Raw genomic sequence first — 15,375 nt, forward strand, 5'->3', positions numbered from 1 at the left:
TCATGAAAGGCATGAATAAAATGGAAAAGACTCATCCAGATTTAAAAAAGGGCTTATTACCAAGGCATGTCCAGTTTATTGCATTGGCCGGAATGATAGGAACAGGGATTTTCAAGGGGAGTTCAGAAACATTAAATATGGCTGGTCCAAGTGTTGTGATCGCCTATTTAATAGGAGGACTACTTTTATTTATAGTAATGGCGGCTTTAGGAGAGATGGCAACCGTTTTTCCTAATTTGAACGTACAACATCTCATAAATAAAGCTTTTGGATTTAAACTATCCTTCATTGTCGGATGGCTCTATTGGTTTAACTGGATTATCGTGATCATCGTAGAAATAGTAGCGGCTGGAAGCTTTCTACAATATTGGTTTCCTTCTGTACCATTGTGGCTGTTAAGTATACTTTGCGCATCAGTTGTAATCGGAATAAATTTGTTTCAAGTAAAATACTATGGTGAACTAGAGTTTTGGTTTGCAGGTATTAAAATAATAACGTTAATTGCTTTTATCATTTTAGGAGCTTTGATCCTACTTGGAATTTTCCCTAGTTCTGCTTCATTTGCTAATTACACAGAACATGGTGGTTTTTTCCCGAAAGGCATTGAAGGCATGCTAGGTGCACTTTTAATTGTCATGTTTTCATATGGGGGTGCAGAATTAATTGGTGTAGCCGTCACGGAAACAAAAGATAGCCAGAAGGTTATACCAAAAATCATTAAAGGAACAGTATGGCGGGTGGTCCTTTTTTACGTCTTGCCCATTCTTATTATTTGCGGAGTGCTACCTTGGAACCAAGTTAGCACTGTAGAAAGTCCCTTCGTTCAGGTTTTCAGCCTATCAGGTCTCCCTGGAGCAGCGGATATTATGAATTTCGTTCTTTTAACAGCTGTCTTATCAGCTGCAAATTCAGGTATATACGCTACATCAAGGACATTGTTCACTCTTTCTCAGAACGGAGAAGCCCCTAAGCCATTTTTAAGAATAACCAAAAAGGGCATCCCCATTAATGGGATAATTTTAACGACATTATGTATATTAGTTGGTGTGTTTTTATCCTATTTGACTCCCGATCTGATATTAAGCTATCTAATGGCTATCCCTGGCTTCACAGTTTTACTATTATGGATCAGTATATGTTCTGCGCAACTGAAGCTCCGTAAACAATATACAGACAAATCAGGTTTCCGGGTAAAGTGGTTCCCATACACAACTATATTTGCTATCACAGCTTTAAGCTTTATCTTTTTGGCTTTCATCTTTAATAAACAAAATATTATTGGTACCACTGTATGTCTCGTCACTTTAGGAATATTGATCCTTCTCTCTTTTATTGTCAAACAAAAAAAAGCAGCTTAAGAATAGAAAATGTTAGAAGAAAGCCCTGAAACTTGATTTCAGGGCTTTCTTCTATGGACTTTTGTCCACTATGCAGCCGAAGTGGCGATTGAAGGGGAAGGTATATGAACAAAAAATTCTTTGTTTATATTTTCAACATACATATGTTAAAATAACCAATGACCCAATCATCCTACAAATTCGAGGTGTACATATTGACCATATCTAAAACAAATCGTTTATCACTTGTAGAGCAAGTGGTTTTCCAAATCGAAGCTTTAATTGAATCAGGCGAATGGAAGATCGGACATCAGATTCCTCCTGAAATGGATTTGATCAAACAATTCGATGTAAGCAGAAATACATTAAGAGAAGCTGTACGATCACTTGTGTATGCAGGTCTTTTAGTAACTAAACAAGGAAAAGGAACATTCGTAAAGTCATCAAGTGCCCTGGGGGCTGCATTTCAAAGAAGGATCCAGCAGTCAAGTTTATTAGAAACGTTAGAGGTCCGTCATGCCCTTGAACGAGAGGGAGCCCAGTTAGCCGCACTAAGACGTGACAAAGAAGATATAGAACAGTTGCAGATTCATATAACAGCATGTCGGAATGCTGCTGAAGCGAAGGATATCAAGGCTTATGAAGAAGCAGATATACTGTTGCATAAATCGATTATGGGCTCATCACATAATGATTTATTGATTGATTTGTACGAACATATGGAAGATTCCCTGCATGACTCCATCCATCAGATCGTTGAGATGAGTACTGATGAGAACTTTCATTTAAACATTCATTGTAGTCTTGTCGAGGCCATCATCGAACAAGATGTAAATCGGGCAATCGAAACAGTGAATGAATACATTGCACGATTTAAAAAATCTTTAAAGTAAATACGGAGGACATATTATGGGCATTCATCAAGCGGCAGATCAACTGGAACAACCAAAAATAGATATTAAACCGAGAATGGGACTTCTCATTATCGGAATCATTCTTATCGGGGCCAATCTAAGGGCTCCCTTAACATCAGTAGGCCCACTTGTCACTTCAATAAGTGATAATCTGGGTATATCCAATACACTATCAGGTTCCTTAACGACATTGCCTTTGCTTTCTTTCGCATTATTATCACCATTTGCCCCTAGGATAGCACGGCGATTTGGAATGGAGCTCACCCTATTCGTGTCTTTGATATTATTAACGATCGGGATTATGCTCCGTTCCATTGGAGGAGTACCATCATTGTTCTTAGGGACCATTTTAATTGGGTTAGCCATCGCCATCGGCAATGTATTATTACCCAGTCTAATTAAACATAATTTTGCAAGCAGGATCGGTTTGATGACAGGGATTTATGCCGTTTCCATGAATTTATGTGGCGCAATAGGATCTGGGATCAGCATTCCGATTGCTTCGTCATCTGGATTAGGATGGGCTGGTGCCCTTGGATGTTGGGGAATTTTATCTCTTATTACCGTTTTCTTTTGGATCCCGCAATTACGACGACCATTCAAGTCAGACAAGGATGTACAAACGGCCGTCATAAAAAACATAAACTTGTGGCGTTCTGGTTTAGCTTGGCAGATCACTTTTTTCATGGGATTGCAATCATTTATTTTCTATACAGTAATTACCTGGATGCCGGAAATCCTGGAACAAAAAGGCCTGAGCGCTGATGATGCTGGCTGGATGCTCTCCATCATGCAGCTTGCCGTCATTCCGATAACATTCATTATGCCAATTATAGCTGGACACATGCAAAGTCAGCGCTTGTTAGTGGTCCCACCGGTCATCTTCCTTGTTGTAGGGATCTTCGGCATATTGTACGGAAGCAAGTTGTTTATCCCAGTATGCATGATCTTGATCGGGATTGGTGTCGGAACCATATTCAGTTTATCGATGATGTTCTTTAGTCTTCGAACACAAAGTACCCATGAGGCGACGGAATTATCAGGAATGGCTCAATCATTTGGGTACCTCTTGGCTGCCGTTGGGCCAGTTTTATTCGGAGGGCTCCATGACGTAACTCACAGTTGGACGATTCCCTTATTGATGTTAGTCGTTGTATCTGCACTTATTTTCATTGTTGGAATGCGTGCAGGAAAAAACGAATATGTATCGACTCATTAAAGCTGCTAGTGACCTTTTATTAAAACAACATACTACAAGAGAACAGTGACACATTATTTAAATAATATAAAAAGCCTTAAGCGGCGATGGTCTCGGTATTGCACCGGGGCCATTTTCTTTAGCAGCAGCGGTAGTTATGTTGCTTACTCGGTCACAGCCAATTCCATATTCATCTTCAACGAACACCTTGCAAAACAAGATTAAATGATAATGTCCATCATTTAATTATGGATGGTTTGCAGCCTATCGCTCCATTGATGAAACTTATAAAACCATTTCACATAGTTTCTAATTTCGAAAGGATAATCTGGTAAATATTGTTATAGACTCACCTTCTCCCTTTGGAGAAAAAACAAAACACCTGGGCTTAATGACGTGGTAATTTATTAGCTGAATATTACTGTTCATTATCAGGGGGTAAAGGTAGAAAGTGATTAAATGCCTAAATACATCAAAGCGGGGCATTGCTCTATTTTAAGCACTGTGACTAAACTCAATCAAAGTCTTCATCAAATGGATATAAGATATTTGGGTTTAAACCATACCTATCAATAAAATTCTTTCGAGTAAACATCTTAATTTCTTTTAATTCGGAAGGAGTTGGAAAGGAAGAAACTTTATAAATGGGAATGTGTTCAATATTAATTAACTGCCCTAAATCTGTTGTTATTAAAATATCGAATCCATTTTTCCTGAAAAGTGAATCTATATCAGATAAGTCCATTACATAAATATTTAACTGGTTTCCGAAATGATGTTTCAATACTTCACGAATATAATCTTTCTCTACATATGATCGACATACTAACGCAGTCTCTATGACCATTTGGTTTTTTTTTCTTAATATAGAGGCTTGGACCAACATGAAGATTTCCAATATTTCAATATTTTCAAAAGATATTGTGAATTCATTCGAGATATTATTTGCTATTTCTTCAATAATAGCAAATAACGGATTTTTTTCGAAATATGGTACGAATTGTAAAATGCTATTTATTCTAGTATCTGTTTTTAGTTGTAAATCAAAGGAGATCCCACGAAGTGTTTGTGCAAATTCGTACATGAAAATATCATCTTGGGAAACATCCAATCCTATTTTTTTTGATAAGGTAATTAAAAAGTGACTTAAAGGCTTACCACTGTCCGAATTAAGCCTGGAACGAATGTGCCTAAGCTCCTGCGTACGATTTAATGACATTTCTTCGCTTATTAAATATAAAGATAAAAATAAGATTTCGTGGATCTGTTTCTCCCTGCTTGAACATTTTTTCATGAACTTGAATAGTTGCTTTGATATTTCATATGCTTTTGATTTTTCATTTTCAATATAAACCGTTTTTGAGAATGATACGAAGCAATTATGGGATATGCGGATGTTTGAAATGTGAAGGATGATAGCTAACCTTTGTATCGCCCCCATGTGTAAAGAAGTTGCATGTTCTTTTAATAGCTCCAATAGTGTGTCCTGAAATTCCTTAAGATCGAAGGATGTAATAAAATCATTTAAATTGACGGACATATACTCTACATATTGCATGATGAATCTTCTAATCTTTTTTTCATCGCCAACAATTTTATATGGGCTTTTTGATAATTGAACTCCGGCACTTTGTACTACTTCTTCAATTTTCTCTAACTGTCGGTAAACTGTTGAGCGGCTGACATGAACTCTTTGAGTCATGTATTTTATCGTTACTCCATTGTTAAAAAGAATTAAATCCAGTGTTTGAAAATACGTATTTTCACTTTTCAGATGAAACCAAAGTTCTTCCAATGTACCGTTTTTAGGTTTCAGTAATCTTACGCCCTGTACTTCATTCTTTTCGATTTTCCATTCAGGTGGGAGATTTGAACTCATATGAAAAATATCCCGCCATAATGTACTTTTCGAAAAACCTGTTTTTTTTGATAGTTCGTTTAAACTGCACCAATTATCCTCATAGAATAAATAATATAAAAGGTTTGAATAACGGTCATTAAATCTATTCATAAAATCACCTTTAACTTCAATGGATTTTCATATTTTCTTATTAAACTATTGTATAGTTGGATTTAAGCACTAATACCTACTTACCCATCGTGTTTATACATGTTTTTTTAGAATGGTAGAAAACAAATACTACTTACTACCCAAACGTAACATAGTTTCATCCAAGTGTCGTTTCATATTTGGTACGAAGAAATTAATTTTTGAAGTCAGCTAATCCTTGAAATTTCAAAAAGTACTTATATTAAGTTAATACCATTTACATGTTTATCTGAAAAAGCACATTGCACCTAACCCTGCTTTTAGACTTTTTTACACTACCTTCCCGCAGGAGTTTCCATATTTGTTAGTAACCTTGACTCTGTCGGAATCCTCTCCTTGCTTATCTCCATAAGCAAGGAAGCATGTCCTTCAAATAGTATGTCTAGTTGCTTACGAGTCATATATCTCTAAAAGATATTTAATCAGCTAGAACATTTCAAATTAGCAATGAATCATTTCATTTATGGAACATGTTACTTTTTTTTCATGATGTATCGATGAGCAATTAAGGTTTTCTTTTTCGTATAAAAGATATTAAAAAACCTCATTCTTTTATAGTGGACTTGTAGTGCATTCACTATAAAAAGAATGAGGCGCCTCCTATTAGTTAGAGCAACACTTTAAACGGAGCAATATCGATGACCGTATATGGTGAATCAAAAAAAGGAATAGCCTACCTTTTTATAGTGATTCCACTGAAAGCAAGAATCGAAATAAAGGGACGAAAAAGAATGTGGAGGGTTTCTCGCCAGTCTGACCATCTTAAAGCGGTGCGTCTTCTGTTATTCTCTTAAACAGCAACCCTTTACACATCAAACGTAATCTAAGCACGCTCATTTCTATTGTAGAATAAAACAGACTTCAAAAATTAATAATACAATCACCTTTTTTCAGAAGGTACAGAAAACATAAGGAAATATTTATCTGGAATCTTCATTATTGAATACGATGCAATGCAGTTCTATCGCTTTTATATTTTCAACTAGTCTTTTTCTAGTATTTTCTATCTCTCTCTCATACAAACCACTTCGTTTATTTGATAAACATGCTAACCTGTCGATATCTTGATAGATCAGTTTAAATGTCCTTCTCATATTTTCGTATGGCCTCCTTTTCATTGTAAGGAAGGTTATTAAGCAGGCTTTAGTATATCTTGTCCATGTAACTTTAATGTCACAAGTATCGTAACGCATCAACAACTCACCCATTTATTTTGGACGGTTCAAGTACTTCCTTTACAATTGCCACTACACGTTCTTGATCTTCTATTGTCATACCGGAACCGGATGGCAAACATAGACCTTGTTCAAATAACATATTAGAAATATTTTTATCATCGCTTTCCGTAAAAATGGCTGCATCTTTAAAGACAGGCTGTAAATGTAACGGTTTCCATACAGGTCTTGATTCAATGTTTTCTGCTTCTAACGCATTGATTACGTCAAGGTTTCGTACTCCCGTGACTTTGTCATCTATTGTTAAAGCCGTCAACCAGCGATTCCCCATCGTACCTTTTAACTCTGGCATGAAGGTAATGCCAGGTATGTTTTCCAACGACTTTTTATACCGATCAAAAATTTCCCTTCGCGCTTTTACACGCTCATCTAACACTTCTAATTGGGCACGACCAATTCCAGCTAGAATGTTACTTAAACGATAGTTATATCCGATAGAGCTATGCTGATAGTGAATGGTTGGATCACGTGCTTGTGTAGATAAATAGAGAGCTTTATCCAAAAATCCTCCTTGATTCGATACCAGCATGCCGCCACCGGAAGTTGTAATGATTTTATTTCCATTCATCGAATAAATCCCTATATCACCAAACGACCCGGTTTGCTTCCCCTTATATGTGCTTCCAAGGGATTCAGCTGCATCCTCTATCAAAGCAACCTTATATTTCCTGCAGATGTTCATGATCTCATCCACCTTTGCACTCTGACCAAACAAGTGCACCAAAATGACTACTTTTGGAATTTTCTGTTTTCTTCTCCCATCTTCCAATGCTCTTTCTAATGCTCTAGCAGACATATTCCATGTATCAGGTTCAGAATCAATAAAAACAGGCTCCGCCCCTTGATAGACGATAGGATTTGCACTTGCTATAAAAGTTAATGAAGAACAGAATACGGTATCACCAGTGGTGACTCCCAATACTTGCAATGCCAAATGAATGGCAGCTGTGCCTGAACTTACTGCCAAGGCCCCTTTTGTACCTGCATATTTGGCAAATTCTTCTTCCAAAGCTTTTACGTTCGGTCCTAGAGGTGCAACCCAATTCGACTCGAATGCTTCGTTTACATACATTTGTTCAATTCCACTCATATGGGGAGGAGAAAGATAAATCCTTTTATACTCCATCCTACACACTCCTTATTTTATTATCCTTGCTGGGGATCCCACAGCGGTTGATGCATGAGGAATGTCTTTAATAATGGTTGATCCGGCCCCAACTGTACACCATTCCCCTATCGTGATGCTTGGTATGACTGTGGATCCAGCTCCCATCAGGGTTCCAGTTCCGATCTTGACAGCTCCTGTCAGGGTTGCACTTGGTGCTATATGAACAAAATCATTCAGATGAGTATCATGCTCAATGACTGAAGATGTGTTAAGAATGACATGGTTCCCCACTCTCGCACCTGCGTTCAAGACGACATTCGGCATAATGACTGTTCCTTTTCCTATCGAGACATTTTGACCTATGACAGCAGTAGGATGAATGACTGTCTCATAATCCATTACATCTAAACTCAGCTCGTTTACGATTTTAAATCGCAAATCGTTCGTACCTATCGCAATAATTAACTTACATTCAAAATGGATGAACAAGCTCTTAAAGCTTGAGATGGGACCAAAATACACATTTCCTTCTTTTTTCAGCGCGCTATATTGATCATCCAAAATAGCCATGAGGCGATACTCACCCATTGCTTCAATAATATCTTGAACAACCTTTGAGTGGCCGCCTGCACCGATTACCACGATTTTCTTCAATCCAAATCACTTCTGATATCTTCTAATTTAGAGTTTCTTTAAGAAAAATATTTACGGAACCTAGAGGTTTTCTCGTCGTTCCCTCCAGGTTCAATACTTCTTTCAGGTATTATGCTGGCAAATCATTCATCCCATTATCCAACAAATTTTTGGGTTGTGACATGCCCTTCTTGTGTAATGGCTTCTTGTTTACATACCTTAATCAAGGTAAGATAGATGATTTTCAAATCCAACAAAAAGGATTGATTTTCTACGTACCAAACATCAAGCTCAAACTTTTTCTCCCATGAGATTGCATTGCGGCCATTTACCTGTGCCCAACCCGTCATTCCTGGACGGACATCATGCCTTCTTGCTTGTTCGGCAGTATATAATGGGAGATATTCCATTAATAATGGCCGTGGACCTACAAAACTCACATCGCCTTTCATGACATTAATCAACTGCGGTAATTCATCCAAACTTAATTTCCTGAGTAATTTGCCGAAATCCGTTAATCTCTTCTCATCAGGAACCAAGTTCCCTTTTTCATCTTTTTCGTCTGTCATCGTTCTAAACTTATACAGATAAAAGGGTTTCCCATTAAGACCTGGGCGCTGCTGCTTAAAAATGACAGGTGAACCCAATTTCAAACGGATGAGGATGACGATAAGTATCATAAGAAGAGAAATGAATATGATCGCCAGACAAGATATCAATAATTCAAAAGCCCGTTTCATTTTTCCCTCCCAAATCATCATTGTGTATGGTTACCAGTAACGAGGGAATTCTTCGGATAAATTCACAGAATCATAGTTTTTACTTTGCTGCTTTTATCGAATTCCCACTCGTTTCTTTCTATAATTCTTCACTATCTTCAACTCTTATAACACATTGAATTCATCGCTCTATTTGTATTCATGCATCACTCTGCCAACCTGGTATTTGATGCGATTTCAAAAACCATTTATAACACTTGCTTTACCTTCTTCACAAAACCCTCTTCAGGAAATTGTCACGTTACGGGGATTTTGTGAACCTTCCTATAATTCGCTAAATCCAACATTCTTTCTTTTAACGTTTCTTCGCTCAAGTCATCATATGTTGTGATAATATCTTTTATTGCATCCCAACTTACTTCTCTAGGTTTACCAATATGAATTTTCGGATAGATCTGATTGGCATAAACTTCATCTTCTCCAAGTAGTTCTTCATATAATTTTTCACCAGGCCTAATTCCTGTATAGGTTATCCCGATATCTTCAACGTTGTAACCTGACAGTTGGATGAGCTTTTTCGCAAAATCGACAATCTTGACAGGCTCACCCATATCCAATACAAAGACCTCTCCTCCTTTGGCCAAAACCCCTGCCTGAATGACCAATCTCGAAGCTTCGGGAATGGTCATGAAATAGCGAATCATGTCCGGATGCGTAACTGTCAAAGGCCCGCCTTTTTTAATTTGCCTTTTAAAAAGTGGGATGACGCTGCCATTACTGCCAAGGACATTCCCAAAACGAACCGTCACGAATTTTGTATAACTTGCCAAACTCTTATTCTGGATCATCATTTCGGCTAAACATTTAGAGGCACCCATAATACTTGTCGGATTTACGGCTTTATCAGAAGAAACCATGACAAAAATATTCACCTTGCTAGCTTCCGATGCCTCCGCAACATTCATCGTGCCTATGATGTTATTTTTCACCGCTTCTTTAGGGTTGGACTCCATAAGTGGTACATGTTTATGAGCCGCAGCATGATAGACGATGTTTGGACGATGGTGGTCGATGACCTGAAACATTCTCCTGCGGTCCTGAATATCTGCAATTTCGGTCACAATCTCTATTGTATCTGCATAAGCTTCGAGCAATTCCAACTCAATCGCGTATATGCTGTTTTCGCCATGCCCAAGCAATACAATTTTAGCGGGATTATATTTCATGATTTGACGACAGATTTCAGATCCAATCGAACCGCCCGCACCCGTTACTAAAATAGTACTATCAACAATTTTTCCCGAAATCCCTTTATCATCCAGTTGAATCGGTGAGCGCCCCAATAAGTCCTCCATTTGGATATCTTTTAATTCATTAATTGAAACCTTACCTTGAACTATCGCTTCAAGGCTAGGGACAATTTGAGTCTTTACACATGTTTTCGTGCATTCCGAGAATATGGCATTTATCTCCTCCCTTTTCAAAGAAGGAATTGCAATGACGATATGCTCGATCTTGTATCTTTCTACCACTTGAGCGATATTTTTTGTAGCTGCGACCACTGGTATGTTGAAGATTTCTAAACCTAGCTTCGTTTTATCATCATCTACGAATGCAACTGGGACTAATTTTATATTGCTGGACTTTAACAACTGGCTCGTTATCATCGTCCCGGCAGATCCAGCTCCTACGATCAACGTCCTTTTTTTATTGGGTGATTGCTTAATGCATCGATTAGAATAGACTCTCCATGCCAATCGTGAGCACCCTATCATGACCATATACAGGATCCATGTAATTAACAGTTCCCTCATATATAGAAAATGGGTAAAGTACAGCTGAATGACCGTCGTAATGGCAATGGAAAAGGTCGTCGCTCTAAACACATTGAACATTTCACTGATACTGGCGTACTCCCAAGCCTTCCTATACTGTTTCAAATAAGCAGTAAAGAAATAATGACACACAAGTAAAATTAACGTACTAGTCAGGGCGAATGCTGGAATTTCATCATATGGATGTAATAACCAATAACTTAAAATTACAGCTGTCACAACAATCATGGCGTCCAGTAAGACTAATGTGAAAAGCCGGTTATAATATGTCAAATCTACTTCTCCCTATATTATTATTTTTAATGAAACAAGAGTTCCTTGACTCTCTTTCCGTACAGAACATTCTCGGCATTTTCTTTAAAGCCGTTCACTGCTTCTTTGTCAAAATTCTTTTCAATTATTTTATTTGCTTCCCGGATTTGAAACCCTCTGTTTCCAACATTATGAGCATCTGATGCAATAAAATGAGAAAGACCTGAGTGAACTAAAAATTTGGAAAATCTTTTTGTTCTCCATCCGAATTTACCTGTGATGCTCCCTGCCGTTATTTGTGAATACGCTCCCTTCCATATTAGTTCTTTTAGAAGTTGCGGATTTTTTATTATTTCCAAATTCCGCTCTGGATGAGCAATGATCGGTGTCATTCTTTTCATTTGCAAATCATAGATCAATCGTTCCGTATATCTCGGCACATGGTTTGAAGGAAGTTCGAGAAGGATGTACCGCGAATCATTCAAGCCCATGATTTTATTATTATCATAATCATCCATAAGCTCATCGGATATCCTGATTTCCTGCCCTGGCCATACTTTCAGCGGGATCTCCATTTCATCAGCACTTGGTTCAATTTTCTAGTTTCTTCCTCAACTTTTTCTTTATCATTTTCATATTTCCCCTTAATATAATGAGGAGTTGCAATGATGTCAGTGATTCCTTGCTCTACGGCTTTCCTCGCCATTTCTATACTTTCCTGGATATTTCCAGCACCGTCATCCACTTCTGGCAAAATATGACTATGAATATCTATCATTGTTATCCCCCTTCAGCCCACCCATACATTCTTTTAAATTTCTTTTTTATTTACCATAGTAGTAGTATTCGTCAGGATATTTTTGTTTTTTCTTATTTAGGATTGCTCCTAAAAGCTTTGCATTGGCATTTTCAAGTAATTCCTTCGCTTTTTTCGCTTGCTGTATTTCAGTACTTCCGCTGCTAACCACTAAAACAACTCCATCTGCCATATTCGCTAGTATTTGAGCATCTGTAACTGCATTGACAGGCGGTGTATCCAAAATAACCAAATCATAATTCATCTTGGCTTCATCCAACAATGTCACCATTCCGTTTGACCCAAGCAACTCCGATGGGTTAGGAGGAATAGGTCCACTTGTCAACACATCCAAATTGGGGTAAATGGAAGGTTGTACAGCATCAGATAATGGATTTTGCTTTGAGATGACATTCGTTAATCCTAGGTAGTTCTCCATGTTTAAGTTAGTATGAACACTGGGCTTTCTCAAATCTGCATCAATGATGAGAATGCGTTTCCCTTGCTGTGCAAAAACTGCTGCGACATTGATCGAAGTGGTTGATTTTCCCTCGCCAGCGGTGGCTGAGGTGAAAATCATGGTCCTTATATCTTTTTCCACAGCGGAAAACTGAAGATTCGTTCGAATCGTCCTATATTGCTCCACAACCGGAGATTTCGACTTCAACATAGAGATACTGCTTCTTTTTTTAATCTCTGTCATTTTATGCCTTTCATTGCGTGTCAATCTTTTCACCTCTTGAGGTTGTGATTACAGATCTATTATTTCCGCTTTTTTTTACTATCCATTAAATTAACGATGCCTAGCATCGGCATATTTAAATGTTCTTCAATATCTGACTCAACCTTGATTGTATTGTCAAAAAATTCGAGCAAGAATATTAGAACTAAACTTATAATCACCCCTGCAAAGCATGCTTGAATCATATTCATGATTGGATTCGGTTTTATAGGTGAAGAATTATCGCCTATAGTTGCTTTTGATAAAACATTGACATTGTTCACATTCATAAGCGCTTTTATTTCAACTTGGAATATGTCCGTTATTGCACTGGCGACATCTACAGCGAGTTTTGGATCCGTACTTTCAACTTTAATGGTAAATATTTGTGAATTCCCTTTACTGACGATATTGATTTGTTCCGATAATGCTGAATTTGATAGATCAAGATTCAGTCGATCTTTTACTTTTTCTAACAACATAGGACTTTTTATGATCTCGCTGTACGTTTCAATCAATTGAATATTGGTTTGAATCTCACCTACATTGTAAAGTTCTGTACTTTCCTTGGATTGATTGACTAAGATTTGTGTAGAAGCTTGGTAAACAGGTGACAGAATAAAAAAGCTAACGATTCCTGTTATTGCCGTTATTAGGGTTGTGATGATAAAAATGAGTGCTATGCGTTTTTTTACCATTTGGAAAAGATCTTTTATACTGAGTGTCTCCCTCATTCAATCAACTCCAATCCATTCTTTACATCACTTTGGCTTGTACCTTTCTAGTCTTGGTGCCTATAATTTTGCAATCTTATCAGATTGCAGACCACTTTCTTCCAACACATTTTTGGAATCGAATATTAATGAAGCATGATCATGGACGCTTTTCCAGTCAAAACATGTGTGTGGTGTTCCAATGACAACTAAATCGGCCTTTTGAAGAATGGCAACATCGTATTCTGCCACCAGTTGAATTTGTTCATTGATCCGGATTTCTTTTGCATAAGGTTCGATGACGGTCAGCTTTTGAACCTTGTTTTGTAACCGTTCAAGTAAACGAACGACCGGACTTTCCCTTAAATCACCAATATTACTTTTATAAGCTGCCCCTAATACCACAACATGTGAATGTTTCATAAGCTTGTCCTTGGAAGCAAGCAATTCGAGGATTCGCATATAGGAATAGTGAACCATCCCGTCGTTAATATCCCCTGCCAGTTCAATCATTTTTGTTCGATGACCATGTTCTTTTGCTTTATAGAGCAAGTAGTATGGATCGACCGGTATGCAGTGTCCCCCGACACCAATACCTGGGGTAAATTTCATGAACCCGTATGGTTTCGAAGAAGCTGCATCGATCGTTTCCCATATATCAATTTCCAATTCTTTGCATAGAACTGTCATTTCATTGACCAAAGCCATGTTAATCCATCGGAATGTGTTTTCAAAGATTTTGCTTAATTCAGCAACACGGATCCCATTAACACGCTGGGCGGTCTTTCCGATAAACATGCAAGCTAGATCTGTACAGGTTTCCGTTATTCCCCCGACAACCTTTGGTGTGTTGCTTAAGTTGAATTTTTTATTTCCTGGATCTATTCTTTCCGGTGAATAAGCTACAAAAAGGCTCTCCCCCAAGACATATCCTCTTACTGTTAATGGTGTACAGATATACTCTTCTGTCGTTCCTGGATATGTCGTACTTTCTAAAATCACCATTGTACCTTCCTTCACATGTTCAGCCACAATTTCTCCTACATCCTTCACGTACGAGATATCAGGTTCTTTCAACTTATTAACAGGGGTAGGAACACAAATCAAAAGGACATCCATCTCTCCAAGCTGCTTCATATCCGTTGTCGCTGTAAATCGGTTTTGGTTAATAAATTGTGTAAGCTCGTCATTATCTACATCATTGATATAATTGATTCCTTTATTTAAACTTTGAACCTTTGTCTCGGAAACGTCGAATCCGGTCACTTTATACCCTTTACATGCATAATGACAAGCTGTTGGGAGACCCACATATCCCAATCCAATCACTCCGACTTTAGCCGTTTTATTCATTATTCGTTTCCGCAAAGCAGATTGTAGCGAGTATCGAGCATTATCTATTTGCTCGTCCTCTTCTTGAGTTACCGCTGTTATCATGGTCACAACTCCTTCATTTCACTTATAAAACATAACGAGTATCTAAAAACTAACAGGCCATGATGAATATTCACCACAAATGGACTTGCAAACTTATCATGCTATAGATTCGAGTCTGCTAAACCGACCAGATACGCCATTTTGAATGTTATGGTTGGTATACATACTAGAAGTTCGCTTGTAAGATTCCTTTTAATTTTTTTCGTTAACATTATTAAACTATCATAATTATTTTTGATGCTCATTCCAGATTTCGAATGAACCGTTCTGTTTTTGATTCATCTACCCAGCAAAACCTGAATATCCACGTTTTTCGGCTTGATATTCACACCTATCAAAGCAGTGCGTTTATACTTTAAGATTACGAGTACAAGTATATCCGCATAATGGAAATACAAATCCCCCGATTGATTGGCCATTTTCACGG

Annotated in this window: 12 protein-coding genes and 1 pseudogene; 3 read left to right on the forward strand and 10 right to left on the reverse strand. The window is 37.7% G+C overall.

Features of this window, described 5'->3' with window-relative positions; genetic code table 11:
• The first annotated feature begins 20 nt into the window (after positions 1-20).
• The 3 genes from ACFWE9_RS14195 to ACFWE9_RS14205 all read left to right on the forward strand — a co-directional run bounded on the left by ACFWE9_RS14195 (position 21) and on the right by ACFWE9_RS14205 (position 3,470).
• Positions 21-1,358: an amino acid permease gene (locus ACFWE9_RS14195; protein ID WP_377357331.1), complete on the forward strand. Its 1,338-nt coding sequence runs from the start codon at positions 21-23 to the stop codon at positions 1,356-1,358.
• Between the two features lie 194 nt (positions 1,359-1,552).
• The gene (locus ACFWE9_RS14200; protein WP_377357306.1) at positions 1,553-2,230 is read left to right on the forward strand and encodes a FadR/GntR family transcriptional regulator; all 678 of its coding nucleotides are present in this window, start codon (positions 1,553-1,555) and stop codon (positions 2,228-2,230) included.
• Between the two features lie 76 nt (positions 2,231-2,306).
• On the forward strand, positions 2,307-3,470 hold the full coding sequence (locus ACFWE9_RS14205) for a CynX/NimT family MFS transporter (protein ID WP_377357333.1): 1,164 nt from the start codon (positions 2,307-2,309) through the stop codon (positions 3,468-3,470).
• A gap of 493 nt (positions 3,471-3,963) precedes the next feature.
• On the opposite strand, the gene ACFWE9_RS14210 is transcribed toward ACFWE9_RS14205, so the two are convergent.
• The 10 genes and pseudogenes from ACFWE9_RS14210 to ACFWE9_RS14255 form a co-directional block, all read right to left on the reverse strand.
• Positions 3,964-5,460 carry a BglG family transcription antiterminator gene (locus ACFWE9_RS14210; RefSeq protein WP_483878213.1) on the reverse strand — a complete coding sequence of 499 codons (1,497 nt, stop codon included), beginning with the start codon at positions 5,458-5,460 and terminating at the stop codon, positions 3,964-3,966.
• 959 nt (positions 5,461-6,419) lie between these two features.
• Positions 6,420-6,593 carry a hypothetical protein gene (locus ACFWE9_RS14215; RefSeq protein WP_377357308.1) on the reverse strand — a complete coding sequence of 58 codons (174 nt, stop codon included), beginning with the start codon at positions 6,591-6,593 and terminating at the stop codon, positions 6,420-6,422.
• 106 nt (positions 6,594-6,699) lie between these two features.
• Positions 6,700-7,860, reverse strand: a complete 1,161-nt coding sequence (locus ACFWE9_RS14220; protein ID WP_377357310.1) for a DegT/DnrJ/EryC1/StrS family aminotransferase — start codon at positions 7,858-7,860, stop codon at positions 6,700-6,702.
• 12 nt (positions 7,861-7,872) lie between these two features.
• On the reverse strand, positions 7,873-8,496 hold the full coding sequence (locus ACFWE9_RS14225; RefSeq protein ID WP_377357312.1) for an acetyltransferase: 624 nt from the start codon (positions 8,494-8,496) through the stop codon (positions 7,873-7,875).
• A gap of 134 nt (positions 8,497-8,630) precedes the next feature.
• Positions 8,631-9,215 carry a sugar transferase gene (locus tag ACFWE9_RS14230; RefSeq protein WP_377357314.1) on the reverse strand — a complete coding sequence of 195 codons (585 nt, stop codon included), beginning with the start codon at positions 9,213-9,215 and terminating at the stop codon, positions 8,631-8,633.
• 275 nt (positions 9,216-9,490) lie between these two features.
• Positions 9,491-11,302, reverse strand: a complete 1,812-nt coding sequence (locus ACFWE9_RS14235) for a polysaccharide biosynthesis protein (protein ID WP_377357316.1) — start codon at positions 11,300-11,302, stop codon at positions 9,491-9,493.
• Positions 11,303-11,328: 26 nt separating this feature from the next.
• Positions 11,329-12,059 (reverse strand): annotated as a pseudogene (locus ACFWE9_RS14240) (tyrosine-protein phosphatase).
• A 46-nt stretch (positions 12,060-12,105) separates the two neighbouring features.
• Entirely contained in the window at positions 12,106-12,780 is a 675-nt protein-coding gene (locus ACFWE9_RS14245) for a CpsD/CapB family tyrosine-protein kinase (protein WP_377357335.1), read from the reverse strand.
• Between the two features lie 59 nt (positions 12,781-12,839).
• Positions 12,840-13,532 carry a YveK family protein gene (locus tag ACFWE9_RS14250; protein WP_377357318.1) on the reverse strand — a complete coding sequence of 231 codons (693 nt, stop codon included), beginning with the start codon at positions 13,530-13,532 and terminating at the stop codon, positions 12,840-12,842.
• Positions 13,533-13,592: 60 nt separating this feature from the next.
• Positions 13,593-14,948 carry a nucleotide sugar dehydrogenase gene (locus ACFWE9_RS14255; protein WP_377357319.1) on the reverse strand — a complete coding sequence of 452 codons (1,356 nt, stop codon included), beginning with the start codon at positions 14,946-14,948 and terminating at the stop codon, positions 13,593-13,595.
• Positions 14,949-15,375: the final 427 nt, after the last annotated feature.

It is taken from the genome of Peribacillus sp. NPDC060253, assembly GCF_042727425.1.
Lineage (GTDB): Bacteria > Bacillota > Bacilli > Bacillales > DSM-1321 > Peribacillus.

Excerpts from the sequence above, each read along its gene's own strand:
- ACFWE9_RS14215 (WP_377357308.1), bottom strand. The coding sequence starts at position 6,593 with ATGAGAAGGACATTTAAACTGATCTATCAAGATATCGACAGGTTAGCA.
- ACFWE9_RS14250 (WP_377357318.1), bottom strand. The coding sequence starts at position 13,532 with ATGAGGGAGACACTCAGTATAAAAGATCTTTTCCAAATGGTAAAAAAA.
- ACFWE9_RS14205 (WP_377357333.1), top strand. The coding sequence starts at position 2,307 with ATGGGACTTCTCATTATCGGAATCATTCTTATCGGGGCCAATCTAAGG.
- ACFWE9_RS14210 (WP_483878213.1), bottom strand. The coding sequence starts at position 5,460 with ATGAATAGATTTAATGACCGTTATTCAAACCTTTTATATTATTTATTC.
- ACFWE9_RS14245 (WP_377357335.1), bottom strand. The coding sequence starts at position 12,780 with ATGACAGAGATTAAAAAAAGAAGCAGTATCTCTATGTTGAAGTCGAAA.
- ACFWE9_RS14195 (WP_377357331.1), top strand. The coding sequence starts at position 21 with ATGGAAAAGACTCATCCAGATTTAAAAAAGGGCTTATTACCAAGGCAT.
- ACFWE9_RS14230 (WP_377357314.1), bottom strand. The coding sequence starts at position 9,215 with ATGAAACGGGCTTTTGAATTATTGATATCTTGTCTGGCGATCATATTC.
- ACFWE9_RS14255 (WP_377357319.1), bottom strand. The coding sequence starts at position 14,948 with ATGATAACAGCGGTAACTCAAGAAGAGGACGAGCAAATAGATAATGCT.
- ACFWE9_RS14220 (WP_377357310.1), bottom strand. The coding sequence starts at position 7,860 with ATGGAGTATAAAAGGATTTATCTTTCTCCTCCCCATATGAGTGGAATT.